This window comes from Anabaena sp. PCC 7108, assembly GCF_000332135.1.
In the GTDB taxonomy this organism is placed as follows: Bacteria; Cyanobacteriota; Cyanobacteriia; order Cyanobacteriales; family Nostocaceae; genus Anabaena.
Genome location: NZ_KB235896.1, coordinates 4,594,316 through 4,620,737, shown reverse-complemented (window position 1 = coordinate 4,620,737; position 26,422 = coordinate 4,594,316). Strand labels below are relative to the sequence as shown.

Annotated in this window: 23 protein-coding genes; 10 read left to right on the top strand and 13 right to left on the bottom strand. The window is 38.9% G+C overall.

Translation table 11 applies throughout. The features are described from left to right. Positions 1–320 precede the first annotated feature (320 nt). Entirely contained in the window at positions 321–2,333 is a 2,013-nt protein-coding gene (gene tkt, locus ANA7108_RS0121585) for a transketolase (RefSeq protein ID WP_016952911.1), read from the top strand. 261 nt (positions 2,334–2,594) lie between these two features. On the opposite strand, the gene ANA7108_RS0121580 is transcribed toward tkt, so the two are convergent. The 4 genes from ANA7108_RS0121580 to ANA7108_RS0121565 form a co-directional block, all read right to left on the bottom strand. After that, entirely contained in the window at positions 2,595–3,395 is an 801-nt protein-coding gene (locus ANA7108_RS0121580; RefSeq protein WP_016952910.1) for an ion transporter, read from the bottom strand. A gap of 283 nt (positions 3,396–3,678) precedes the next feature. Continuing rightward, entirely contained in the window at positions 3,679–4,773 is a 1,095-nt protein-coding gene (locus tag ANA7108_RS0121575; protein ID WP_016952909.1) for an AI-2E family transporter, read from the bottom strand. A 111-nt stretch (positions 4,774–4,884) separates the two neighbouring features. After that, entirely contained in the window at positions 4,885–5,328 is a 444-nt protein-coding gene (locus tag ANA7108_RS0121570; protein ID WP_016952908.1) for an NUDIX hydrolase, read from the bottom strand. Between the two features lie 2 nt (positions 5,329–5,330). Next, positions 5,331–5,744, bottom strand: a complete 414-nt coding sequence (locus ANA7108_RS0121565) for a hypothetical protein (RefSeq protein WP_016952907.1) — start codon at positions 5,742–5,744, stop codon at positions 5,331–5,333. 189 nt (positions 5,745–5,933) lie between these two features. Between ANA7108_RS0121565 and folD the strand changes: the two genes are divergently transcribed. The 3 genes from folD to ANA7108_RS0121550 all read left to right on the top strand — a co-directional run bounded on the left by folD (position 5,934) and on the right by ANA7108_RS0121550 (position 8,561). Beyond that, a complete protein-coding gene (gene folD, locus ANA7108_RS0121560; protein WP_016952906.1) occupies positions 5,934–6,815 on the top strand; it encodes a bifunctional methylenetetrahydrofolate dehydrogenase/methenyltetrahydrofolate cyclohydrolase FolD in 882 nt (293 codons plus the stop codon). Positions 6,816–7,000: 185 nt separating this feature from the next. Next, on the top strand, positions 7,001–7,930 hold the full coding sequence (crtE, locus tag ANA7108_RS0121555) for a geranylgeranyl diphosphate synthase CrtE (protein WP_016952905.1): 930 nt from the start codon (positions 7,001–7,003) through the stop codon (positions 7,928–7,930). Between the two features lie 175 nt (positions 7,931–8,105). Continuing rightward, a complete protein-coding gene (locus ANA7108_RS0121550; RefSeq protein ID WP_026104370.1) occupies positions 8,106–8,561 on the top strand; it encodes a divergent PAP2 family protein in 456 nt (151 codons plus the stop codon). 92 nt (positions 8,562–8,653) lie between these two features. Here the strand turns inward: ANA7108_RS0121550 and ANA7108_RS0121545 are convergent, their stop codons facing one another. From ANA7108_RS0121545 to ANA7108_RS0121530, 4 genes are all read right to left on the bottom strand, one after another. Further along, positions 8,654–9,364, bottom strand: a complete 711-nt coding sequence (locus ANA7108_RS0121545; RefSeq protein WP_026104369.1) for a hypothetical protein — start codon at positions 9,362–9,364, stop codon at positions 8,654–8,656. Between the two features lie 325 nt (positions 9,365–9,689). Further along, positions 9,690–10,019 (bottom strand): MgPME-cyclase complex family protein, encoded by a 330-nt coding sequence (locus tag ANA7108_RS0121540; protein ID WP_016952901.1) that lies wholly within the window; start codon positions 10,017–10,019, stop codon positions 9,690–9,692. A 64-nt stretch (positions 10,020–10,083) separates the two neighbouring features. Further along, positions 10,084–10,803 carry a hypothetical protein gene (locus tag ANA7108_RS0121535; RefSeq protein WP_016952900.1) on the bottom strand — a complete coding sequence of 240 codons (720 nt, stop codon included), beginning with the start codon at positions 10,801–10,803 and terminating at the stop codon, positions 10,084–10,086. Positions 10,804–10,982: 179 nt separating this feature from the next. Beyond that, positions 10,983–11,714: a pyridoxine 5'-phosphate synthase gene (locus ANA7108_RS0121530; RefSeq protein WP_016952899.1), complete on the bottom strand. Its 732-nt coding sequence runs from the start codon at positions 11,712–11,714 to the stop codon at positions 10,983–10,985. 309 nt (positions 11,715–12,023) lie between these two features. On the opposite strand from ANA7108_RS0121530, the gene ANA7108_RS0121525 reads away from it, so the two are divergent. Continuing rightward, on the top strand, positions 12,024–12,503 hold the full coding sequence (locus ANA7108_RS0121525) for a hypothetical protein (protein ID WP_016952898.1): 480 nt from the start codon (positions 12,024–12,026) through the stop codon (positions 12,501–12,503). 261 nt (positions 12,504–12,764) lie between these two features. On the opposite strand, the gene ANA7108_RS0121520 is transcribed toward ANA7108_RS0121525, so the two are convergent. From ANA7108_RS0121520 to ANA7108_RS0121505, 4 genes are all read right to left on the bottom strand, one after another. Continuing rightward, the gene (locus ANA7108_RS0121520; protein ID WP_144052411.1) at positions 12,765–13,268 is read right to left on the bottom strand and encodes a hypothetical protein; all 504 of its coding nucleotides are present in this window, start codon (positions 13,266–13,268) and stop codon (positions 12,765–12,767) included. Between the two features lie 122 nt (positions 13,269–13,390). Further along, positions 13,391–14,278: a CHAT domain-containing protein gene (locus ANA7108_RS28305; RefSeq protein ID WP_016952896.1), complete on the bottom strand. Its 888-nt coding sequence runs from the start codon at positions 14,276–14,278 to the stop codon at positions 13,391–13,393. Positions 14,279–14,435: 157 nt separating this feature from the next. After that, complete coding sequence (locus ANA7108_RS0121510) at positions 14,436–16,718, bottom strand: caspase family protein (RefSeq protein WP_237741536.1); 2,283 nt, start codon at positions 16,716–16,718, stop codon at positions 14,436–14,438. Further along, on the bottom strand, positions 16,705–17,487 hold the full coding sequence (locus ANA7108_RS0121505) for an ABC transporter permease (protein ID WP_016952894.1): 783 nt from the start codon (positions 17,485–17,487) through the stop codon (positions 16,705–16,707). The genes ANA7108_RS0121510 and ANA7108_RS0121505 overlap by 14 nt, the downstream gene beginning before the upstream one ends. 127 nt (positions 17,488–17,614) lie before the next feature. On the opposite strand from ANA7108_RS0121505, the gene ANA7108_RS0121500 reads away from it, so the two are divergent. The 5 genes from ANA7108_RS0121500 (at position 17,615) to ANA7108_RS28300 (ending at position 25,254) form a co-directional block, all read left to right on the top strand. Next, positions 17,615–18,217, top strand: coding sequence for a DedA family protein (locus ANA7108_RS0121500; protein WP_016952893.1), 603 nt, complete (start codon positions 17,615–17,617; stop codon positions 18,215–18,217). Between the two features lie 80 nt (positions 18,218–18,297). Beyond that, positions 18,298–18,921, top strand: coding sequence for an exopolysaccharide biosynthesis protein (locus ANA7108_RS0121495; protein WP_016952892.1), 624 nt, complete (start codon positions 18,298–18,300; stop codon positions 18,919–18,921). 53 nt (positions 18,922–18,974) lie between these two features. Further along, the gene (locus tag ANA7108_RS0121490; protein WP_016952891.1) at positions 18,975–19,523 is read left to right on the top strand and encodes a hypothetical protein; all 549 of its coding nucleotides are present in this window, start codon (positions 18,975–18,977) and stop codon (positions 19,521–19,523) included. 91 nt (positions 19,524–19,614) lie between these two features. Beyond that, positions 19,615–21,339, top strand: a complete 1,725-nt coding sequence (locus ANA7108_RS0121485) for an ABC transporter ATP-binding protein (protein WP_016952890.1) — start codon at positions 19,615–19,617, stop codon at positions 21,337–21,339. Positions 21,340–21,357: 18 nt separating this feature from the next. Then, positions 21,358–25,254, top strand: coding sequence for a CBS domain-containing protein (locus tag ANA7108_RS28300; protein ID WP_016952889.1), 3,897 nt, complete (start codon positions 21,358–21,360; stop codon positions 25,252–25,254). Between the two features lie 60 nt (positions 25,255–25,314). Here ANA7108_RS28300 and ANA7108_RS0121475 read toward each other — a convergent pair whose 3' ends face one another. Further along, positions 25,315–26,262 (bottom strand): diguanylate cyclase, encoded by a 948-nt coding sequence (locus tag ANA7108_RS0121475; RefSeq protein ID WP_016952888.1) that lies wholly within the window; start codon positions 26,260–26,262, stop codon positions 25,315–25,317. Between the last annotated feature and the right edge of the window lie 160 nt (positions 26,263–26,422).

Genomic DNA, 26,422 nt, shown 5'->3' with positions numbered 1-26,422 from the left:
TAGTGTCCTAACCGGCCTGTCTGTTGCTATAAGATATCCAAAAATAGCATCTATTCCAACGCCGGTTACTTAAGTAATTTTGCTTTTGGTCGGCTCTTCTAAAGTGAAGTTGGGGAACATATCACAAATATCATTTCTAGCTAAACGTAGAGTTCGGCCTGACCAAATTATTAGGTTTATTGATCACCCGAAACTCAGAAGATCCCGCTTGTCCATCGACAAGGGAGAATGGGATGATGAGAATACTGGGATCGCTTGAAAATGACCCCAGCAAGAGAAAGCTACAAACAATGTTAACCCGTAGTTAAAAACAAGAGATTATGGCTGTTGCAACCCAATCCCTCCAAGAACTTTGTATTAATTCAATTCGTTTTTTGGCTGTAGATGCCATAGAAAAATCCAAATCGGGACATCCTGGACTACCAATGGGCGCGGCTCCAATGGCTTTTGTCCTTTGGGATAGCTTCATGCGCTATAACCCCAAAAATCCCCAGTGGTTCAACCGCGATCGCTTTGTCTTGTCCGCTGGTCATGGTTCAATGTTGCAGTACGCCTTGCTGTACCTAACAGGTTACGACAGCGTTACCATAGACGACATCAAGCAATTTCGTCAATGGGGTGCTAAGACCCCAGGCCACCCCGAAAACTTTGTCACAGCCGGGGTAGAAGTCACAACCGGACCTTTAGGTCAAGGAATTGCCAATGCAGTTGGTTTAGCAGTAGCAGAAGCACACCTGGCTGCTAAGTTCAACAAACCTGATGCCACAATTGTTGACCACTATACCTATGTAATTCTTGGTGATGGTTGCAACATGGAAGGGATCTCTGGTGAAGCTGCTTCCATAGCAGGACATTGGGGATTAGGTAAACTCATCGCTCTTTATGACGACAACCACATCTCCATTGATGGTTCTACAGATGTGGCATTTACCGAAGATGTTTCCAAGCGGTTTGAAGCTTATGGCTGGCACGTTCTGCACGTTAAAGATGGTAACACCGATTTAGCAGGAATTGCCAAAGCAATCGAAGCCGCAAAAGCTGTCACCGACAAACCCACCATGATTAAGGTGACAACCACCATCGGCTATGGTTCTCCCAACAAAGCTAATACCGCAGGTATTCACGGTGCAGCTTTGGGTGCAGATGAAACAGCATTGACTCGGACAAACTTAGGTTGGAACTACGCACCATTTGAAATCCCCGCTGATGCTCTCAACCATACCCGTAAGGCTGTTGAACGCGGTGCTGGTTACGAATCCGAATGGAACAAAGTTTATGCGGGTTACAAAGCTAAATACCCCCAAGAAGCGGCAGAATTTGACCGTTTCATTAGCGGCAAATTACCAGAAGGTTGGGATAAGGTATTACCTACCTACACAGCCGAAGACAAAGCATTACCCACTCGCAAACATTCAGAAAACTGCCTCAACAAACTAGGCGCGGTTTTACCTGAGTTAATTGGTGGTTCTGCTGACTTAACCCACTCCAACCTTACCGAACTTAAAGGTGCTGGGGACTTCCAAAAAGGACATTTCGGCAACCGCAACATTCACTTTGGTGTGCGTGAACACGCTATGGGTGCAATCTGTAACGGTATAGCGTTGCATAACTCAGGTTTAATTCCTTACGGTGCAACCTTCTTAATTTTTACCGATTATATGCGGGCTGCGATTCGTTTGGCTGCTCTTTCCGAAGCCGGTTCAATTTGGGTTATGACTCACGACTCCATTGGCCAAGGTGAAGATGGTCCTACTCACCAACCGATTGAAACCCTGGCTTCTTTGCGGGCTATCCCTGATTTAACTGTAATTCGTCCTGCTGACGGAAATGAAACCTCTGGTGGTTACAAAGTCGCAATTGAGAAGTCTAAAGCAAACGCTTCTACTTTATTGGCGTTCACTCGTCAAAATGTTCCTAACTTGGCAGGTACATCCATTGCAGGTGTCGCTAAGGGTGGATATACAATTGTTGATTGCCAAGGTACACCAGATATTATCTTGATTGGTACTGGTTCAGAAGTCAGCCTCTGTGTGAGTGCAGCGGAAAAATTAACTGCTGAAGGTAAGAAAGTTCGTGTTGTTTCTATGCCTTCTTCTACCTTATTTGATACACAAGATGCAGCTTACAAAGAATCTGTTCTTCCTAAATCTGTTACCAAGCGTTTATCTGTAGAAGCTGCTAGTAGCTTCGGTTGGCACAAATATGTCGGTTTTGAAGGCGACACCGTAAGTATTGATACCTTTGGTGCTTCTGCTCCTGGTGGTATTTGTATGGAGAAGTTTGGCTTCACTGTTGATAATGTTTTAGCTAAAGCAAAAGCATTGTTGGGTTAATAGCAACAGTTTGTTTTTCTTAATTTCTGAGGTGGGCTAAATAGCTCACCTTTTTTTTACACTAAAAATCTCCGCGTCAGTCTAAATGATAAGTATTCAACCGGACATGATAAGTATTCAAGCAAAATTAATTGTACATATTGATTGAAAACAAGAATGTCTGTATTCCTTACCTGTTACCTGTTACCTCTCCTAACTATAAAATTTATTTTGCACGACTACTTATCACTTCAAGCTTTACTGTTTCTGGATTCTGAGTCTTTACATAACATTATTTTGGTCATTTTTTGGTAATTTAGTTCCGCACCTCCTACAAAAAACTGCATCTGCATCATGAAAAGCTAAACTACAACCTGAACAAATAGTTTCTACCTGATTGGCAGTTTTTACTAACCGCTTAATTAAATCTCCCACTTGCCAAGGAATCAGCGCTACTCCTGTGAGAATCATCAAAACCGTGAGTAAACGACCTAATTCGGAAACGGGTATGACATCACCAAAGCCTACAGTTGTCATCGTCACAACTGAAAAATAAAAGGCATCTAAAAAAGTGCCGAAATTTTGTGGGTTGACTGAATGTTCAACTTGATAAATTAAGCCAGAATAAACAAAAACTATGGCAAATAAAGTAAATAATATCCGCGCAAAAATTACCCCATCTTCGCTACTGATACTCCCAAATAAAAATTTTGTATCTATAAATCTAATTAATCGCAAAATCCTAAACCAGCGTAACAGGCGAATAAAGCTAATATCTACTAATCCTATAAAAGAGGGTAAAATAGCTATTAGATCAATAATTGAATAAAAACTAAAAATATACTTTATTTTTTTTTCCGCACTCCATAAACGTAGTAAATATTCGACAGCAAAAATTATTAATATGCAGGTATCTAATGCTCTTAACTCTAAGTGAGCATCATCAGAAATATTATAGGTTTCTGCCACAAAAATTCCTGATGATAATAAGACTAGAGTTACAATTGTTAAATTAATTGTTTTACCAATAGTTGTTTCTAGGTCTGTTAAGTAAAATTCGATTTTTTCTCGATTTAGTAACATAAATAACCAAAATAAATTAACTATAGCAATAGACAGGGCGGTGAGGACACCAAAAGACTTTTCAGATTCTCACCTGTTAAGAGTCACCTGCTATAAGTAGGTAAACAGAAAAATTTAAAGGTATGTGAAGAAAACTAAATAGGGCTGAAACCCTCTTTCCCCCTGCACCCTGCACCCTGCCCCCTGCCCCCTGCTCCCTGCCTTACCCCAACGACAATTTTTAACGCCCACCTACTTAGGTAACAGCAATAACAGAAAAAATGCTCTATAGAAAAAATTAGCCTCAGCGAACCTCCGCGTTAACCTCTGCGCCCCTCTGCGTTTCAATTAATGCCTCAACCTTCCTCAACTCACCCACCCGCCAACTATCAGCAATATCCTTAATAAAACTAGCGATAGGAATAGCCACCAACAAACCCAAAACGCCGCCCAACTTCGCACCTAACAACAAAGAAATCACTACCCAAACAGGATTTAAACCTGTCAAATTTCCTAAAATCCTTGGTGCCACAATATTAGAATTAATTTGGTCAATTGTCACCGCTATAGCTGCAACTTCTACACCTTCCCAAAAGTTTTCTAAAGCTACCAACAAACTAACAATACCAATACCAATCCCTGTCCCAAAAGGGAAAAGAGAGAAAAATCCAATAGCAATTCCAAACAGCAAAGCTAAAGGAACTCGCAGCGCCACAAATGCTAATGTCACCGTCACCGCTAAAATAGCACCTAATGTAGCTTGTCCGATAAAATAATTTTGGAAATCTTCACGCAGTAATTCCCTGACTTTTGTAGCAATATGGGACGGAAACCATTGATAAATTCCATTCCACAAATTTTCACCATTTAATATTAGATAAATAGTTAATACTACGGAGAGAATAATATTAACAAAAACACCAATAGTATCAAAAGCAAAACCTAGAATTTTGCCAGTAAAAGACTGAAATTGATTAGAAATTCTTTCTAATAATTGAGCAGCTAAACCACTTACATTTACAGGTAATTGCTGTGTAGCTGCCCAATTAAGGAAAGCTGCTAATTGTTGATTACCAGAATCTATCCAAGCAGGAAAAATATTAACTAATTCATTAAGCTGTGCGAAAATTAGCGGCACTAAGATAACTCCTACAGCCCCTAAAATAACTACAGCTAATAATAATACTCCCACAATTGCTAAGTTGCGAGGTACGCCACGTTTATAGAAAAATTTAATCGGATAATCTAATACAAAAGCTAGTAAAATAGCACTAGCAACTAAACTTACTAAAGGTTGAAAATACTGGACAACTTGAATTAATAACCAACCGTTAAGAATAGCAACGGGAAAGGCTAATCCCACACTTAACCAGCGCGGTAGTTTGTTGACTGTTTCCATGAGTTTTACTCCAGGACATTGATTAGTTTATTGGGGTATCAGATGACTGCTTTCCTGTGTGATACCATGGTTTTATTAACTTAGCCTCTCCCTATTGCCGCAGATATTTAATTAATTGTTTGAGGGAGAAATTTTGTTAATAAAATCCAGCATAATACGTTGGTGTATATCTCCAAATGGCCGCACTTCACCTGCTATGGATGAATAACAACTACCCCGATGAATATCTTCTGGTGTCAATAAACCCATATCCCAGCCTTCATGTAGAACTAATTGATCTAATCCCACTAATAATGGGGCTTGAAAAACATGGCGAATTACTGTTTCATCACGATAGATACCAAATTCTGTAAAACAAGGTAACTCATAACCAATTTCTTCAATGACTTCTCGCACAAGGGCTATCTCTGGGGTTTCACCTGATTCGATATGTCCGCCAAACAGCCCCCAAGAGCCAGGAAATTTAATACCGGGGATATTGTCTCGCAATTGCATGAGACATTTGCCGTTTTGGTAGAGAATAGCGATCGCTACATGGGCTACTTGATTACTCATAATTATTCTTCTTCTAAGTAAACTTCCCCATATTCTTGGTCAGCTAAAGGGATACTTTGGTATCGCACCTTACCTTTAAATATTACCTGTTGTCCCATTTTTAGATTATTTTGATGAGTGACAACCCAAATTTTGCCCGTTGAGTCATTAATTTGATAAGCTTTCTGCTTAATTAGGGGAGCTTCCTTCTCTACCTTACCTTGGATGTAAACAGTAGCCTGATTGTCTGATGTGGGTTTAATTTTTCCAATGGGAGTGGCATTAGCGCTAAATATCAGGTTACTGCCAGAATTACTGGAATTACTACAACCATAAAGTTCAGATACTAACATCAAAGCCAATAGTAGATGAAAAAACCTGAGAGAATCAATTTTTGCTTGTTGCCTCAAACCAAGCCATTTTAATAATTTTTCCATTTATGCTTACCTTATCGCCAGGTTCCATTTATCCTATGCCATAGAACGGGCTGTTGGGCTGACAAATTGAACTTTTGGGGCGATAAGTCTGTAGTTAAGCAAAGACACAGCAACATGGCTTAAATATTTTACCTTCACTTGAGGGCTGCTAAGGATTTAAAATAAAGGCCGATCCTCTCTGCAATTGTCATGGAAACAAAAACTGCCAAACTGCTCGATGGTAAAGCATTAGCAGAAAAAATTTACAAAGAACTAGCTGCGACTATTGCAGAATTAAAACCCAAAATCGGTCGTCCCCCAGGTTTAGCAGTGCTAATGGTTGGTGATAATCCAGCCTCAGCAGCTTATGTCCGCAACAAAAAAAAAGCCTGTGCGAAATTGGGTATTACCTCCTTTGGTAAAGATTTTCCCTCCAACATTACCTTCACAGAACTAGAAGCGGTAATAGCACAACTTAACCAAGATGAACAGGTGGATGGAATTCTGGTACAGTTACCTTTACCTGGTCATTTAGATAGCATCGCTCTTTTACATCAAATAGAACCAGACAAAGACGTAGACGGACTACACCCGGTTAACTTAGGACGACTGGTGCGAGGAGAAGCAGGTTTACGCAGTTGTACCCCCGCTGGTGTCATGCGACTACTGGAAGAATATCAAATTTCTCTGGAGGGAAAACAGGCAGTAGTGGTAGGACGGAGTATTTTGGTAGGTAAGCCCATGGCCTTGATGCTATTAGAGGCTAATGCTACAGTTACTATCGCTCATTCGCGATCGCAAGACTTAAAAACTATCACCCAAAATGCTGATATTCTCATTGCAGCAGCAGGCCTTCCCGGACTAATCACTGCTGATATGGTGAAACCGGGCGCTGTTGTGGTAGATGTGGGGATAAATCGTGTCACTGATAGCAGTGGCAAAAGTCATTTAGTCGGTGATATAGACTTTGCCGAAACTGCTAAGGTGGCAGAATACCTCACCCCAGTCCCTGGTGGCATTGGACCGATGACCGTGGCTATGTTATTGCAAAATACAGTATCTAGCTATTTACGAGCGACAAACCATGAATGAGTGATAATTATTCCTAACTAACTGTGCCGATTTGAGATTTTTTTGGTAAATTTCCCTAGTTTCCACTATGGAATAAATCCAAAATCTAAAATCCTAAATTGAATCACCAATGAGTGTTTCTGCCCCAGCACACCGTAAAATTATCACACATATCTCAAGCAACCGAAAATTTTAGGATCTGAAGAATGGTAGCAACGGATAACTTTCAAAAAACAGCAGAAGCGGCCAGGTTTAACCTCGTAGCTTATCTCAAAGAACGACAAAAGCTGTGTGAAACTGCCCTAGATTTGGCAATTCCTGTCGTTTACCCAGAAAAGATTTACGAAGCAATGCGCTACTCCCTCTTAGCAGGTGGTAAGCGCGTCCGTCCCATTCTTTGTCTGGCTACCTGTGAAATGATCGGCGGTACAATCGAAATGGCCATGCCTACAGCTTGTGCTGTGGAAATGATCCACACTATGTCGCTGATTCATGACGATTTGCCAGCAATGGATAATGACGACTATCGTCGCGGTAAATTGACAAATCACAAGGTCTACGGCGAAGATATTGCGATTTTGGCAGGGGATGGCTTATTAGCCTTAGCTTTTGAATTTGTCGCCACCCAAACACCCCAGAATGTCCCTAGAGACCAAGTTTTGCAGGTGATTGCTCGTCTCGGTAGGGCGCTGGGAGCGGCTGGTTTGGTTGGCGGTCAAGTGGTAGATTTAGATTCAGAAGGTAAGTCAGATATTTCCCTGGAAACTCTGAATTTTATTCATAACCATAAAACTGCTGCCCTGTTAGAAGCTTGTGTCGTTTGTGGCGGAATTTTGGCCGGGGCATCACCTGAAAATATCCAAAAATTAACTCGTTATTCTCAAAATATTGGCCTGGCTTTCCAAATTATTGATGATATTCTGGATATCACTGCTACCCAAGAGCAACTAGGTAAAACCGCAGGTAAAGACTTAACAGCCGAAAAAGTCACCTATCCCAGCCTGTGGGGAATTGAGGAATCACGTTCTAAAGCACAACAACTAGTTGAGTCGGCTTGTACAGAATTGGCATCCTTTGGAGAAAAAGCCGTACCTCTCCAAGCGATCGCTCATTATATAGTTAGTCGTAATAACTAGCGCGATTTGTCAGCAAGCAACAGGCAGAAGACCACTATGCTGAAGGATTTTCATCATATCTATCTGTAAGCGTGATTTCTGCTTTGCTACTTAGATTTGGGATTTTTCGTTTTTCCAAACATCGTTCCTCAACACACAACCGCTGCTCATCATTTAATCACCTAACCAAAATACCATGCAGGACATAGGCGACATTTTCAACAACCGGGTGCTGCTGGTTGCTCTTGTAGCTTGTTTTGTTGCTCAAGCATTAAAACTCATTGTTGAGTTAGTCAAAAATCGCAAACTGAATGTGCGTGTTTTAGTGACAACCGGCGGAATGCCCAGCGCCCATTCAGCTTTGGTGACAGCCCTAGCAGCTGGTGTTGGTCACACTATCGGTTGGGCATCTCCTGAATTTGCCTTAGCTACTGTTTTTGCCATCATTGTCATGTATGACGCAGCTGGAGTTCGTCAAGCTGCCGGTAAGCAAGCTCGAATACTCAATCAAATGATTGATGAGTTATTTGAGGAAAAACCAGATTTTAGCCAAGACAGGCTCAAGGAACTACTTGGACATACTCCCGTTCAAGTCATAGCTGGTTCTGCTTTGGGTATAACTATTTATTGGTTGGCTAGGACTGCTTATTAATTATTGGTCATTGGTCATTGGTCATTGGTCATTGGTCATTGGTCATTGCTCATTGCTCATTGGTCATTGCTCATTGGTCATTGGTCAACTGATTATTTGACACTTACTACTGACCGCAGCAACATCACTTTTTTTCCATCTGCTAAGAGGGCAAAAAAACCATTTTCGCTCAGTTTTTGTAATGTCCTGTATGCTTCTTGTTGGTTGGTCGTATAAACCGCTAACAAGTAAGGACGCTGTCCATAGGAAACAAGACCTACGTTACCTCCTACTGTTTTCTGCACACTACTTGCCATTTCTGGGCGGTTGAAATAATCTACCAGTACAGCAAAACCATCTCCTAAGACTTTGGGGATATAGTTGACTGTTTGAGATGGTATTGTTGCTGTTGATATTTTTGCTGTTGGTATTGTTGCTGTTGATATTGTTGGTGTTGTTGGTCTAGTGGTAATAATGGCAGACAATCCCACAATATTATTCACATATTTAGCCCAGCGGTTAGCATCATCAATTTTGTTAAACCCACCAATCCGCGTGACTGTTTCGTTAAGATATTTGCAAGTAACTGTCTTGAGATCAGATGGTAAGGCGCTACGTAACTGCTTTTGACTATTAGTTGTGGGACTAACTACTAATAAAAGATATTCTCCTGCACTAGGAGGTTGACAAGTAGGAAGAGTTTGTTGAGCAGCAACTGGATTCATGCTACCAATGAAGGGCGCGATGCCTGCGGTGAGCGTAGCGATCGCTAATAATAAAATTCTAGGGCAAGTCGGAAATTTTTTCACAATCTGTATACACATAAAATTGTAGGTTCTCAAACTCAAAATAAGTAGTCGTGCAAAATAAATTTTATATTTGGGAGAGGGAATAGGGAACAGGGAACAGTGAACAGATAAGGAATACAGAGATTTTTGTTGGTTCCAAAAATGTTAAATTAATTTTGCTCAGGTACTTATTTATCAAAATTTATCAAAATCTCTGTTTTTTAGCGAACTTCCCAATCACAAACATCTTTTCTGTCTGGGTTGAATATTCTAGATTTGCATTAGCGGTAGAAGACCAATTAAATGAGTATTTTTAATTGATCTCCTCTATTTACGTAATTGCCCAGAACATAATAGTATATTATGAAACTGTAGTCAACGAAGCTAAAGCATCAGGGATTGTTGCTGAAGGGGCTTGAAATTCCCCAGTAATCACATATTCTAACCGCAATTTCAACCAAGTAATAAATTGGGAGTTGGTGGAAATAATTGCTGCATAAGGCTTAGGACAACTTGCTTTTATTTTTGCCAGTTCAGGTGCTTCTAAAAAAGCTGGTTGTTTGACTAACCAAAAATCAATTTGCTTTTCTTGTTCGTGGTAATGACGGGTGCGTTCCTTCAAAACTTCGTGTATTGGTTCTTCTTCGAGCAGAAAGTGTTGACTAGCCAAAACGTAATAGTATGTTTGCATCTTCATTCCTTGGTTACTATTTAATAATTTATAGGGTACAGGAGTCTTACTGTACCCTAATCAGTTAACTTTTCTTGAATCCCTTAAACCAAGAACTGAAGGGACAAGCACCACCCTTGTTTTCACTATTTACCTGTTTACCACCTGCTGTCAGCTTTTCTAAAAACAGGTTGTTGTCAAAATAGTGTTCTAAGGAAAGAACCTTTAAATCATCGGTTACATGAGCTACACTCATACCAATAATTTCTACTGTCTCCCCAGTTGGTGCAAAGTCTTTGTATGCACCTTGAAAATGTCCCCAGTGTCTCCACTTGAATGTAACATTAGGTGGACCAGAATAAACTTCCAGGACTTCCCACGGAAAACCTTGGGGAAATGTACTGTGAAACAGTTTAGCTGATGATTCAAAACTTTCTTCAGAAGCTTTGTAATGTTCGGAATCAGCCATAAAGAGATTGTAAGTACCTTGGGCAGATAAATCTGCGGCTGTGTATTCTTTTCCGCCATTGGTACTGACACGAAACTGATCATTGACTACAGATAACCATTGTTGAGGGTTAGTTTTAAAAGATACCTCCATCTCAAAGGTTCTGACCAAGTTTTGGACGATCGCTTCTAGTGTACCTTCAAGGTGATTACAGGTACTTTCTTTAGCCAGATTTTCTTTGGAACGGCTATAGTCCGGTAGTGTCTGATAACGCCATTCTGCATGATTACTGTATGCAATCACTGTATCCCGATCCTGTACCCAAAGGGGCAGGTTGTTAGACTGTGTGGAGGTCATAGAAGTCTGAATTTACAAATGTGACTCTAATTTTTCAGGATTACGCAGCCAACTTCCCCTCTAGTGTAAAGAGGCAGGGGGCAGGGGGCAGGAGGCAGGGGGCAGGGGGCAGGAGGCAGGGGGCAGGAGGCAGAGGGCAGAGGGCAGGAGGCAGAGGGCAGAAGAAAGATAAATATTCCCTATTCCCTATTCCCTATTCCCCTGATTGCTTGTTTCATTTCGCGGACGGCTCTTTCTATACCTACTAAAGCTGCTCGACTGATAATAGTATGACCAATGTTTAGTTCTTCCATGCCTGGAAGCGCCGCCACAGGGTAAACATTCCAGTATGTGAGTCCGTGTCCAGCATTTACTCGCAACCCAGCTTTAATCGCTTTTTCACAGCCTTGAGCCAATACAGCTAATTCCCGCTGGCGTGTTGTTTCATCTTTAGCCTCTGCATACTGTCCAGTGTGCAGTTCAATAAACTTAGCTTGCACCTTGACAGAAGCTTCAATTTGTGCTGATTCGGCATCAATAAACAGACTCACGGGAATGCCAGCATTTTGCAGTTTATCAACTATCTCACCTATTCTAGCAATTTGCCCGACAATATCCAAACCGCCTTCTGTGGTGACTTCTTCGCGTTTTTCGGGTACTAAGGTGACATAATCGGGTTTGATGTCGAGAGCGATCGCTAACATTTCATCGGTTGCCGCCATTTCTAAGTTTAAGTGCGATCGCACTGTTTGCCTTAAAATTCGCACATCTCTGTCTTGAATATGTCTTCTATCTTCCCGTAAATGTACGGTAATTCCATCTGCACCTGCTAATTCTGCTAATACCGCAGCCGCTACAGGATCAGGTTCTACAGTCCGTCTGGCTTGACGAATAGTTGCGATATGGTCAATATTTACACCGAGTGTAGGCACGCCTGTTTTCTCCTGTTGCACTGTCTTCAAATGTTGATTTTACAGGAAATTTAAAAAGGGTGTGGGGTTGATTAACAGTAGGGGAAAAGCTAACAATCTCTAAAAAACATTGTCTCTTGAGTTTTTTGGGTGGTTTATTCCCTCAATACATCATTACAGCAGAACCTAAGCAATTATAAGCATTAGAGGTTTGCTATGACGCTTTCTTAACCCTGTCGATGGTAACGTTGTGGGGAACTTTCGCTACTGGTTCAAAATCGATGGATTTAGAAAAGTGTCATAATTCTCAGAAATAACTGAAATAAGGGTATGTCAGACAACGAGAAGGATAAATCTGTCGAAGCTGGGGTTGTAGGTTTAGGATTCATCCTATTTCTACAAATAGCCTGTTGGGTGGGACCCAAATCCTGTAAAACTTATATTTGTGCTATTGCGTTATTTTCCCTGTTATTTACAAATTCCCCTGAGGCTCCTAACGCCAGACGCAAAATTAAGGTTGAGGGAAATAATATTGTGCAATTTGTCGGGAGAAAGGTTCAAAAGGAGTTAAAAAATTCTCTAGAAGATACTATACGTGAACAAGCGAAAAAAGCAGTAGTTGAAGCATTGACGTTACAAGTGCAGTTAGAACTTAAAAATATTCGTTCTCAAGCGATAGAAGAAGCTAAAAAAACTAACTGGCTGGTATCTTTGGTGGGAGATGAACGGATAACGAAGACTGCATTCGCTGTTATTGATATTACATTTATTGAAGAAGCTAGAAAACAATACTACTCCTCCAAGACATAGTAGAAGAACTTTACCAATTGTGTTCCCAACTACAACTAACGGCACATTGAGCGATTATTCGGTACAACAATCTTTCCTTATAAGACACATAATATACATAATACACAATTAGGTTATTAACTTTACCCTGTATTACATAGAAATGATTAGTTTTCTGCTTTGACTACATTTCTGAAACATAAAATGAACCACAATGTTTGAAGCATATCTTGAGCGAAAAGCTCACTTTTCCTTTAAGTCACAGTCACAGCAGAGATCGATTTATTTCCATATAAATAGCGATCTAAACAAATTATCTAAAAAATGGTTAACCGGTTTAAGTTCTCGAAGTATTTTATCTAGTTCTTCAGCTTTTTTAGTATTGGAATTTAACTCATTATAACATCTTAATGCATTCTTGATTTCATTAATACCTTTATCCTTTTCTCCTTCAAGGTAAAGAATATATCCCTTTGTTTCATAAGCAATAGGGACAAGGCTGTTCTGCATATTAATAACTTCATCAAACATTAAAAGAGCCAGGTTGATCTGGTTCTTTTTATATAGTTCGTTAGCAAAATTAATATAAAAAATTTCGCATATATCAGCATCTAATTTTAGATGTTCTTGCCAATCTTTCATCTTTTTTCGTGCATTCTGAGTAAATACTTTCTCTTCCTCAATAATCCTTAATAACTGTTCTTTATATTTACTTAGTTGCTGTTCCCAATAAAAACAGTATCCTATAATTTCCTGATCAATTTCATCGCTCACTTTAGAAGACAATTCTAAGTCCTTCCTTAATTCTTTTAGAATGTCACGACAAACATCGTCAATTTCTAAGCATCTACGATAACTATTGAAGATATAAAGTTGTGCTTGACTAAAGTATTCCTCGTGATTTGCTTTTATTGTTTTTTTTTAAAGATAACTGGGATTGAGTGTTCTGTAGGATAGTCTATTTCAATTTGTTTACAACCTTGTTTATAAGATTCTTCAATATCTCTATCAAATCCTAAAGCAGTATAAAAACCGACAGAAAACGCAATGGCTGCACGATCTCCAATATCTTGACTCATACCAATGACAAAATCAATATGTTGAGCAATCGCCTCGGCCTGAAATTTTGAGTAGCAACCATTGAGAACAACACATTTCACTGTTCTTGAATGCGATTCAAGCATATTTGCTAGTGCTTCAGAACTAATTATTGTTTTTTCTCCTGAAACATCTTCAAAAACCAATCCCTTTTCTCCTGCTCCATGACCGCTAAAATGCACAATCTGTGGCTGAAAAGACAGCATCAACTTTTGAATATCTCTTGCTTGGGTCGCCGGACTTGTATTGAGGACTTGACCATTACGCAAACATTTTCTAATTTCTCGTTCTTCTTCTTGCAAACGTAAGCTTGGCGTATTTTTGGGATTCGCAGCTAACAATAAGATAGATTTTAAGGCAGTATGTATTGAACTTCCAAGGGTAGTTTTCAATTCAACTGCTAAATCTGTCAGTTTTTCATGGCGTTCATCTTGCTGATTTATTGAATTACTTAGTGAACGTAAGAGTAGGACAAGGGCGTTCTCTTGGGTGCCTCTCAGATGTTTATCAAGTAAAAAGGCAATTACATTGTCTACCCTGCTCTCAAGGCTATTTGCCTGGGGAATGTTCAAATACCAAGGTGACAGAGATTCCCCGGTTTTAAAAAAATACATTAGTCTGTAATCGCTTTCAAATTGTTCGCACTGTACTAGAATATTTTTTAATCGGATCAGTAGCTCTGAAGGAAGATTAGACATATATTTTCTCTGCAAAGAATATCCTAGTATCGAATAAATAAGTTACCAATTACTAATATGAATAAGTTCATTGGTTTGACTGTTTCTTATGCACAATTTGAGTATTTATATTTTTTCTCTGTCTGGAGTGATGGAAGATGAATATTATCTGATCATGTTATACCAACCTTACAACAATATGCACCTGCTCCATTGTCCAATTATCACTGGGATAAGCTGCCGCACTCAAATTTCGATTTGGGGCTTGTTCACTAGCTACAGCCGCCAATAATTCTTCCAGAGGGTTGTTTGCTCTCAAGTTTTGTGTTCCTCTACGGGGTTGGTCTAAAGCTGGTAGTTCTAGATAACGGAAATTAGTTGCACCCACAGTTGCAAACACTTTGATAACATCAACACCTTCTTGATACCCGTCTGGAAGGCTAGTATGGATGCGAACAAATGTCTCCATTCCCGGATCTAAAGGTTCAAAGTTAGCAGCACCTTTAGGGTGTAGCTGGGAAATACTCCAATCTGGCTGAATTGCCAAGGTGGTAATATTGAAAACCTGGAAAGACTGATTACGGATACGTAAGATAACGTATTCACCCACATTCAGGATTGGATAGTTACCAGAAGTATTCAATGGTAATAATTCATTCCGATTTTCTCCAGGTTGGCATAACTCAATTTGTAACTTGCCTGCTAAAGAAGACAAAGGATCGTTATTATCTAACTCTAAAGTAGCTTGATATTTAGCCAAATGTACCAAGCGATTGACTAAACTGCTGGCAGCATTTGGCATACTTACTGGTAATGAGGATCGCAAATTAATTAATTCTCCCCCAGCATCAAGGATTTCATACTCACCTTGTGCATTCACAGATACCTGGTAGCTGACAGGTTCTTCATTAGGTTCATCAAGAGACAAAAATTCTACCCAGCTATTGCCTTCTACTCTTGCTTTTGCGGCTGTGACTGCTGTTAAGGCTTCTGTAATATTTATACCTGAACTCAGTTGATTATCGGTAGAGGTTAACAGGCATACCTTGCGGACAAGCTTTACACTAGGACTGAGTTGTAAGGCATAAGTGCCATCTTGAATCATTCCTTCTTTAAGAGTAGGTACTGGCTGAATAGGTGTACGAATCACCTCTTGTTTTACTAGAAGTTGAGTAATTTCCGCCCAGGATTCTTCAGCATCCAATTCTACAATTTTAGCCAGGGCAACTCGCTTGTGAGTCTGGGTTAAATCCGCTGTGCCTAATTCGTAGATAGCAAACTCTACACCCCTACGCAAACCTTGTGCTTCCCCTGCTTGCAACAGCACCCGATTCTTTGCTACATCTACTTTCTTAACAATCACAGCAGACGGAGAAACCGTTGATTGACCACTGAAAAGAATGCGATCACCCTCACCTTGCAACATAGGTGTTTGCTGTTTAAACTGACTGTTGACTTTTGCCAAGATACGTGAATGTAGTACCTTGTAAGTAACTTCATTTCCTAGTTTTTGCAGAGAGTCCAATAGCCAATAGGTCAATGCACCGTTGCGTTCTGTACCATTGAAAGAATACTCATAAGCATACTCATTATCCCGACAAGCAGCCAATAAAACATAACCTTGAGGTTCGGGTAACCAACCACTGGTAGCTGTCAAATTACGAGCCTTTGCTTGTCCTTGTGTTAAGTTTTGCCAATGCTGCACTAATTCTTCAGTAGATGCAACTAGGCTATCTTGGGGTCGTGGTGTTGTATCTATCACATTACTGCTCAAACCGCGAATCCCAACAGCATCTACTCCTCCCCTTGTTGCACCTCCAGAATGACAACTATCTAACACTATTGTGACAACTAGCCCTTCATCTACCATATTTTGGAGGATTTTTGCTAATTCTAAGTCACGGATATAGCGAGCTTCTGAGTTGCCAATATTCGTGGGTACAAGGCTCTCATCAAAACCGTATTTTCCTTTAAGTTCTGGATAAATTGTTGCAGCACGTCCACCGTGACCAGAATAGTGAATGTATACTTGGTCTTGAGATTGAGCCAAATCAGTGAGTCTCTGAAATTGGGCGATAATATTCTCATAGGTTGGTAACTCTTCCGCAGGCTCTTTTAGCTGATTGGGAGTATCCGAGTGAGAAGCCGTTAATTTAAAAATCTGTGATTCTGGTATTTGCAGGGTATTTTTCAGAAAAGATTCTACATGGTTAATATCGCGCGAGCATCCCTGAAGACTGCCGTAGTAAGAACCATCAGGTAATCTGTTCGGTAGATAAACATCAATCCCTATTAATAGAGCGAAGAATTTGGAGGTAGGTTGAGCATTTCCTGCAATTATTTCATGTTGCATATGATTATTTTTACTTGGGGAACAAGAAGAATTAACAGAACCGTATTCGTAATTCGTAATAGAGCCTACGGCTCCAGGGATACGTAATTCATAATTAACTCGAAGCACTAGTATAAAACCGTAACGCAAACCGCCAAAACCAAGCGGAAATCCAAAATAACACCACAGCTAAAACTACTGCACCTATCAACCAGGTAAATTCACTTTGACCTAACATCGCTTGTGCAGGAACTGTTGTTAAAAATGCTACTGGCACAACAAAGGTAAAGAAAACGCGATAAGCAGCGGGATAAGCTACGATTGGATACCTACCAGCTTCCAAAAAACCCCGTAAAACTTCAGTCACATTGTATAGTTTAACAAACCAGATCGTAGTTGCTCCCAGCATAAACCACAAGCTGTAGAGAATCACTAAACTGCAAAATAACGGCAATATACTACTCAGGTACTTGTCGATTCCTAAACCGAGGCGTTTACCTGCATAGCCAATAATGATACAGCCAAAGATTAAATCTGGTAGTCCCCACGGTGATAGGGTGTGAGTGGAAAGCCAAAACTGACTGCGGATAGGTTTTAATAAGACAAAGTCTAATGTACCTTCCTGGACATGACGGACAATGTTATTTAAGTTGGGAGCTAGGAAAGTCGCAGAAAAACCTTGGAGTAATGTAAAAATTCCCAAGACTATCAAAGCTGCTTCCCATGACCAACCAGTAAAAGTATAGCCGTTACGGTAAAACAAGAATAAGCCAAAAACACTGCCCGCGAGATTGCCTAGGCTGCTAAGGGCGGCTAAGATGAAATTAAGGCGATATTCCATTTCTGCGGCAATAGCAGTACTCCAGAATAAACTTAGTACTTTCAAATATCTTTGCATCTTACTCCCATAAACCAATATCTACTAAATCTAAAATAACTTTATATAATTTTAATATTATTTTTTATTTTCTGAAAATTTTGAACGTTAAGATGTTGGATGCAACTTCTTGAGCAGGTTAGATTTCATGCATTTTGATTTACCAGAATTAATTAAATCACTGGGTTATTTTGGGGTATGGGGAATTATCTTTGCGGAATCTGGCTTACTGATTGGGTTTTTTCTCCCTGGTGATAGTTTACTATTCACCGCAGGATTTGTTGCTTCTCAACAATTGCTGAATATTTGGGTGCTGATTTTCGGTGCGTTTGTTTGTGCAGTGTTGGGTGATAATGTCGGCTACTTTACTGGGCATAAATTTGGCAGAAAATTATTTGATAAAGAAGATTCTTGGCTTTTTCATAAAAAACACGTTACTAAAACTCAAGATTTTTATGAAAAACATGGCAAAAAAACGATTGTTTTAGCCAGATTTATGCCAATTGTCCGTACCTTTGCCCCCATTGTCGCAGGTATTGGTGCTATGCATTATCGCACCTTTATGTCTTACAATTTACTTGGTGGTTTTGCTTGGACTTTTGGAATTACTCTCTTAGGTTTCTTTTTAGGAAAAACTCTACCAGCAGAACAATTAGATAAGTATTTATTACCAATCATTGGTTTAATTATTATTGTTTCTTTACTGCCTTCTCTAATCCACGTAATTAAAGAAAATCAAGCGAATAAATGATTAAATAGACTATTTCTGATTTTTAAATTCAAGTATTTTTTTGTTTTGAAGTTGATCAATAAAAGCATTTTAGAAGAAATATGGCTAAACTATCTCAGGAATTACAACGCTATTTTTTTGCAGAAGAAAGACAGGAAAAAGTCACTTTTGCAGATATTTTACTATTAGCTGAAGAAAGAGTTTTTGGATTTTTGCTAGTGGTTTTGTCTCTACCTTCGGCTTTACCAGTTCCTGCACCTGGTTACTCAACTCCTTTTGGTGTGCTAATTTTTCTGTTAGCGATACAGTTAATTGCAGGTGCAAAAACTCCTTGGCTACCTCAAAAGATGCTGAATCATCCTCTGCAACTATCTACGGTTCAGGGATTTTTGAAAGCTGGACTACCTTGGTTGCAAAGAATTGAAGCGATCGCACGTCCTCGATTATCCTATATCTGTACTACATTACCAGGAAGAGTAACTATTGGAATTGCGATCGCTCTCATGGCTATTTCGATGATGATTCCCATCCCCGGAACCAATACTCTACCAGCTATGGGCGTTTTCGTCACAGCCTTTGGTTTATCAGAAGATGATGGTGCGATTAGTTTAGGTGGTTTAGTTCTATGTGTGATGGGAGCAATTTTAACTACCTCAATTCTGTTTGCTTTGATGTGGGGTGGTTCTAGTTTGTTAGATGTGATCAAAACTTGGTTAGGTCGATAAAAATCATACTTTAGAACAATGAATTCATCACAGCAGCAGTTGATAATTTCATCATGACTTCCAACATTAATCTTGATTTGTTCCTGGAAAATCTCTTTTTTTTCCTAGTAGCTACATCTTTTTTTGTCATGGTAGATGCTGCGTGGAAACACGCAAAGCCTTACACCCTGCCGGAACCTTTGCCAGGATGGTTTAAAATCTGGTTTGGGACAATACAACTGGGGGGAATAGTCTTACCACTCATAGTCATGCTGTTGTGGGGTGTTCTCTGGGGATATACTTTAGTTTTAACCCTGCTGGCTTGGTATTTTGTGATGCTAGGGTTGCAAATATTCTCAGAAATCCTCACACTCAGACGGTTTCAAACCGTAGTTTGGGTAATGGTTCCTTACATATATTTGCCTTATCGGATTTGGCAGTTGTATGAGGGTTTAAATCTTTTGGCTTCAGAAACGGATTTAGTGTGGGTACGGAACTTATTAGTTTTTGAGATTGTACTGTGGACTTTAAACTATGCCTTGGATGTAACACAGTTACCAAGGTTATTGCGGTGGGAAGTGATAGAGGGATGCGGATTAGAACAAGAATACACAGTTGATTAATTAGTAATTACTCTTATTACCCTGACTTCTGACTCTTAATTCCTGATATGGTAGCTTCAAACAAGGAAAATATTTTTTTGGAAGTTACGACTTGAAAACACGTTCTAATTATTGGTTACTGTTACCCTATATCCGCACCCAATGGGAAACTGTCGCTAAGGGATTTGTGGGTATTTTAGGATATGTACTGGCTACCTTAACGCTGATTAATTTAGCGGGTAAATTGGCAGTTCCCTTTGGACAGGGTAACATTATAGCGATCGCTCAATTAGCCGGAGTCTGTGCTTTAGTATTCCTGGTGCGTGGCTTTTTTCAGTCCATGCAAGATTTATACATGGCACGCGCAGCTTTAAGAGTTGCTTTTCATCTCCGTCAACAGGTTTATACACATTTGCAAAAGCTAAATCTCAGCTATTTTGAAACTGCAAAAGCTGGTGACTTATCTTATCGTCTCACCGAAGATGTTGACAGAGTTGGGGAAGTCATTAATAAGGTTTTTCATGATTTTGTTCCTTGCATTTTGCAATTGGTAGCAATTCCCATTTACATGATTTACTTGAATTGGCAACTGACTCTAGCTACAGTGATTGTTGCCCCAATTATGGGAATATTAATTGGTTGGTTTGGAGAACGTTTACGGAAATATTCTTTAAGAAGTCAAAATCGAGTTTCTGATTTATCAGCTATTCTCACAGAAGTATTTAGCGGTATTCGCTTAATTCAAGCTTTTGCGGCAGAAGACTATGAAATTGCTAGATTTAGTCATGAAGCAGAACGCAGTTTGAGGGCTAAATATTCAACAGAAAGGTTAAAAGCAATTCAAATTCCCATTGTGGGATTTTTAGAAGCATTGAGTGCTTTATCTTTACTGATGGTAGGAACTTGGCAAATTTCTCAAAATAATTTAACAGTAGGAGAATTTTTTAGTTATTTAGCAGCAGCAGCTTTATTAATTGATCCCATTGGACACACTACTAATAACTATAACGAATTCAAACAAGGTGAAGCATCTGTTGATCGAGTTCTTGAATTGTTAGCAATTCAACCAACGGTATTAGAAAAACCAAATGCAATTAGTCTTCCGGCTGTAAATGGTAAAGTTGAATATCGGGATGTAACTTTTGCTTATAAAATTGATGAACCTGTATTAAATAATATTAATTTATTAGTAATGCCAGGTCAAGCGATCGCTCTAGTCGGTGCTTCTGGTGCTGGTAAAACCACCTTTGTCAATCTTTTACCCCGATTTTATGATCCTGAAGTTGGGGGAATTTTCATAGATGATGTCAATATTCAAGATGTCACCTTAAATAGTTTAAGAAAACAAATTGGCATAGTTCCCCAAGAAACTATCCTGTTTTCGGGAACAATTGCCCAAAATATCGCTTTCGGACAAAAAGCTTTTGAACTTAGCACCGTTGAAGAAGCAGCGAAAATTGCTAATGCTCATCAATTTATTATGCAACTACCAGAAGGTTATAATACTTGGGTAGGTGAGCGGGGTGTAAATTTATCTGGTGGACAAAGACAGCGAATTGCGATCGCACGTGCAGTACTATTAAACCCGCAAATATTGATACTAGATGAAGCAACATCTGCCTTAGATTCAGAATCAGAAGCTTTAGTACAAGAAGCTTTAGAAAGATTGATGGCAAATCGCACAGTATTAATTATAGCTCACAGGTTATCTACAATCAGAAAGTGCGATCGCATTTTAGTTTTAGAAAAAGGGCAAATTGTTGAATCAGGAAATCATGCACAATTATTAGGTTTAGAAGGAAGATATGCCCGGTATTATGCTCAACAGTTCTCTTAATAAGCTCATCAGTTGATTATGGAATCTGCAACACCTTCACCCCATAATCTCACTAATGATTGCATTCAACGTCAGTTTGTTGTTGTCAATCCAGATGCATCTCTACTGGAAGCAGTACAAATAATTAGTCAAATCGGGAAAACTTTCTCTGACTCAGATTCCCTTTGTAGGAGTTGCATTGTTGTCTTAGATAACCAGCAATTAGTTGGTTTACTAACAGAGCGAGATTTAGTGAAACTAGCTGCACAAGAGCGCAATTTGAGAACAACCAAAGTTGCGGAAGTCATGACAAAGGAGTTGATTACCTGTGAAGAATGGCAAGCACAAGAGCCAATCAAAATGATAGAATTACTCCAAAAACATCACATTCGTCATTTACCAGTTCTCAACGAACAGGGACAACTAGTGGGATTAGTAACACAGAATAGCATTCGGGCTATGTTGCAACCTGCAAATTTACTCAAGTGTCGGTATGTCAGAGAGGTAATGACAGAAAATGTCATTCATGCAGATCCTCAAACTACAGTTTTAGAACTAGCACAACTGATGTCATCTCATCATGTCAGTTGTATTGTCATTGGCAATTTAATTGCACCCATAAAAATTCAACCCTTAGGTATCATCACAGAACGAGATATTGTTAAATTCCAAATCCAAGAGTTGAACTTGAGCAAATTACCAGCTGAACAGGTAATGAGTTCCCCTCTATTATTAGTGAATCCTAATGATTCCCTTTGGGACACTCATCAAGCAATGCAGGAGCAAAAAATCCGGCGGTTTGTTGTTGCTAATGACGAAGGTTATTTGGTAGGAATTTTAACCCAAACAGGCATTTTAGAATCTGTAGATGTCAAGGAACTGCACCAAGTTATTGCCGTATTACAAGAACAAGTGCAGAAACTAGAAAATGAAAAACTTAATTTACTCAAACGCCTTAATTCTGATCTCAAAACACAAGTTTGCCAGCATCAAGTCAAACTACAAAAGCAGACTCAACAAAAACAACTTTTAGCTGATATCGCTTTTCGCATTCGTGCTTCTTTAAGTTTAGAAAAAATTCTCCAAACAACCGTCACAGAAATCCGAGAATTGCTACAGGTTGAGCGTGTAGTTATTTATCGCTTTTACCCTGACTGCGGTGGAAAAGTAACAGTGGAATCAGTCAAGACTCCCCAATGGTCAATTTTAGAATGGATGATTAAAGATGAGTGCCGCCAGACAAATTGGCTAAACTCAAATCCACACTTCTGTTCTAAAGCTATTGCTGATATTCATCAAGCCAACTTGAGTCCTTGTTACATTGAATTCTTAACCCAGTTTCAAGTCAAAGCCTATTTATTAGTCCCAATTATATTAGATGATTCACCTTGGGGATTGCTGATTGCCCATAGCTGTAACAATGTACGTCATTGGCAACCTGATGAAGTAGAGTTTCTAGAACACCTATCAATACAAGTAGCCAATGCTATTCAACAAGGAACTTTATTAGAACAAGTTCAAAAAGCAAATATAGAACTTGAAGCTAAGGTAGCAGAAAGAACTGGTGAACTCCAAGCTGCCAATCAACGTTTGCAACAAGAGTTACTTTACTCTCAACAAACAGAAGCCGCACTCAGAGAAAGAGAAGCAACAGTACGGAGTTTTTATGATTCAGCACCAATGATGATGGGTGTGGTGGAACTACTAGATGATGACATATTACATCTATCTGATAACTATGCCTCTGCTCAATTTTTTGGCACTACCCCAGAGGCAATACAAAATCAACTTGCCAGTCACATGGGTACACCTCAAGAATATATTCGTGTTTGGATAACTCACTATCAAGAAAGTCAACGCACCGGTCAACCAGTTCGGTTTGAATATCAACACATCACAGATGGGACAATGAAATGGCTGTCTGCTACAGTTTGTTACATTGGCCTTGCTAATAACCGTCCTCGTTTTTCTTATGTTCTCGATGATGTGAGCGAAAAAGCACGGCTTGAAGCCGAACGCAAACAAGCCGAATCAGCACTGAGAGAAAGTGAGAAACGCTATAGGATTTTAGTCACTCATGCACCTGTGGGCATTTTTCAAACTGACAACCAAGGTAACTGCTCGTATATTAATCCTCGTTACTCAGAATTGACAGGAATGTCGATGCTAGATTCTCTAGGTAGGGGCTGGATTCAAGCACTTCATCCTGATGACCAAAAAAACATTTTAACTGAATGGAATAATGCTATTCAACAAAGGTATTCCTTTTCAATGGAATATCGTTTCTGTAAGCCTAATGGCGAGGTAATTTGGGTATCTGGCCAAGCAGTGGCTTTATCCAATGAAGCAGGTGAGATTATTCGCTACTTTGGAACTGTTATGGATATAACGGCTCGCAAACAAGCTGAAGAAGAACTGAAGCTGAAAAACTTGGCATTGGAGGAAGCAACTCAACAAGCACAAAGCGCTAACCAAGCTAAAAGTGAATTTCTTGCTAATATGAGTCACGAAATTCGTACTCCGATGAATGCTATTTTGGGTTTTGCAGACTTATTAAAATCTGCTGTCACAGAACCTAATATAGCCTCTTATGTTCAAGCCATTACTACCAGTGGAAGAACTCTACTGGCATTAATTAATGATATTCTTGACCTTTCTAAAATTGAAGCTGGTAAGCTTGAACTCCACTATGAGCCTATTGATTTACGTACTTTAATTCAAGAGATATTACAAATATTTAACCCAACTGCAACTTCAAAAAATTTAACTCTTTACTCAACAATTGAGGACACATTACCTCCAGCTATTTATATTGATGAAATTCGTTTGCGCCAAATTCTTTTTAATGTTGTCGGCAATGCTTTGAAGTTTACTAAACAAGGACACATTCAAATATTAATTCGCGCTCATCCCTATTCTACAAATAATGAAGAAAAAATCTGGTTAGAAATTGCTGTTGAAGATACAGGGATTGGTATTGCCCGTAATCAACAAGAAAGTATTTTTGAGGCTTTTGTTCAAAGTGTTGGACAAAGCAACCGCAAATATGGAGGTACAGGTTTAGGACTAGCAATTACTCAACGATTAATTAATATGATGGGTGGAATGGTGACACTCCAAAGTGAATTGGGCATAGGTAGTACTTTCACTTTCGTTTTTCCAGCAGTTTCACCTGCAATTGAATTGAAACAAATAGTGGCAGAATCGTCTCAAGATGATAATTTGAACCAATTTACACCTAGTACAATTTTAGTTGTAGATGATGTAGATTCAAATCGGGAATTAATTAAGGGATATTTTGATAAAACTCACCATTTTCTTCTGGTTGCAGAAGCAGGACAACAAGCTATTAATTTAGTTCAATTACACCGTCCTGATTTGATTTTGTTGGATCTAAAAATGACACATATGGACGGAAAGGAAACAGCACAATATCTTAAACAGGATGAAGCAACGCAAGCTATTCCTATAATAATTGTTTCGGCTTCATCTCAAACCCAAGAACAGGATGAACTTGAGCAAATCTGTCAGGGATTTTTATCCAAACCTATTAGTCGCAGCCAACTTGTCACAGAACTTAAGAAACATTTACAATCGGTGATTCCAGTTGAAAGCCAGAATCAATTAGATAACTTTCAAACCAATATTAATACTCATAAATTATTAACATCTCCGACGAATTTACCAGAATTATTAATCAAATTAAAACAAGAAGAAGAAATGGTCTGGACTACTTTACGCAAAACTCTTAAAATGCGTCAAATCAAGCATTTTGGTCAGCGATTGAAAGCATGGGGAGAAGAGTATAATTGTCAGTTATTAGTGGATTATGCTAATTATTTACACAGTAATTTAGATGCGTTTAATATGGATCAACTACCTTTAATAATTGACCAGTTTCCATCTATACGACAATCACTAGAAACTTTGATTTAAAAAAATTGATTTAAAACTGTTGTTTTACATAAACGCTAGAACCATAATTTTTAGTAACCCTTAATTATCAGCAATTACCCGGTTGCGTCCTTGATTTTTGGCTTGATAAAGTGCTTTATCAGCTCGTTGAATGATAGTATCAATAGTCTTGTCAGTCGAGTTATAGCTGGCTATACCAATACTAACCGTAATTGATACTTTTTTTTCTCCAACAAAAATATATTGATTGTTAATATTTTCTCGGATACGTTCAGCAACTATTATGGCTCCATGAATATCTGTTTCTGGTAGTAATACAACAAATTCTTCCCCTCCAAATCTCCCAAAAGAATCTACTTGACGCAAACAACTAAACACAGTTTTAGTCATGAATATAATTACTTCATCTCCTATACTGTGTCCAAATGTATCGTTAATTCGTTTGAAATAGTCAATATCTATTAAAAGGACAGAAAAAGGCAAATAATATCTCTGACTACGCTTGATTTCTTGTTCTGCTATCATTAAAAGATAACGACGGTTCCAAATTTCAGTTAATGGATCTGTGTTGGCTAATTTTTCTAATTTTTTGACTAATTCCCCTTGTTCATGTAATAATTTTTTTAATTTTTGTCTTGAATATTTTAGTTCTAAATGCATTCTGACACGAGCTAGAAGTTCCGCTGTATGAAAAGGTTTGACCATGTAATCAACTGCTCCCTTTTCAAAAGCTTGTAGTAAATGATCTTGTTCTTTACTAGCAGAAATAAAAATAATCGGAATTTCTGATAATTCGGGATTACTTTGAATTTGTTCACATACCTCCAAACCATCCATTTCTGGCATCATTAAGTCTAATAAAATTAAGTCTGGATGAGCAGATTTGACACGTTCTAAAGCTTGAGAACCATTGGATACTAAGGTATATTCATAGCCAACTTGATCTAATATATTGGCTATAACTTGCAAATTTAGTTTTACGTCATCGACTACTAAAATTAAGCAATCTTCTGGATTAAATAATGTCATAATATGGTGTGATAACTTGATATTATCTTTTGCCTGTAATTTATTAAAAGCGTTTAAGCAATTTTATTTAAACTAAAATGCGCTTGCTAGAGAATAAGCACATTTAAAAATTCTAAAAATTAGGTATGAGAAAAAAAATTACCCATTACGTTTTACCTAT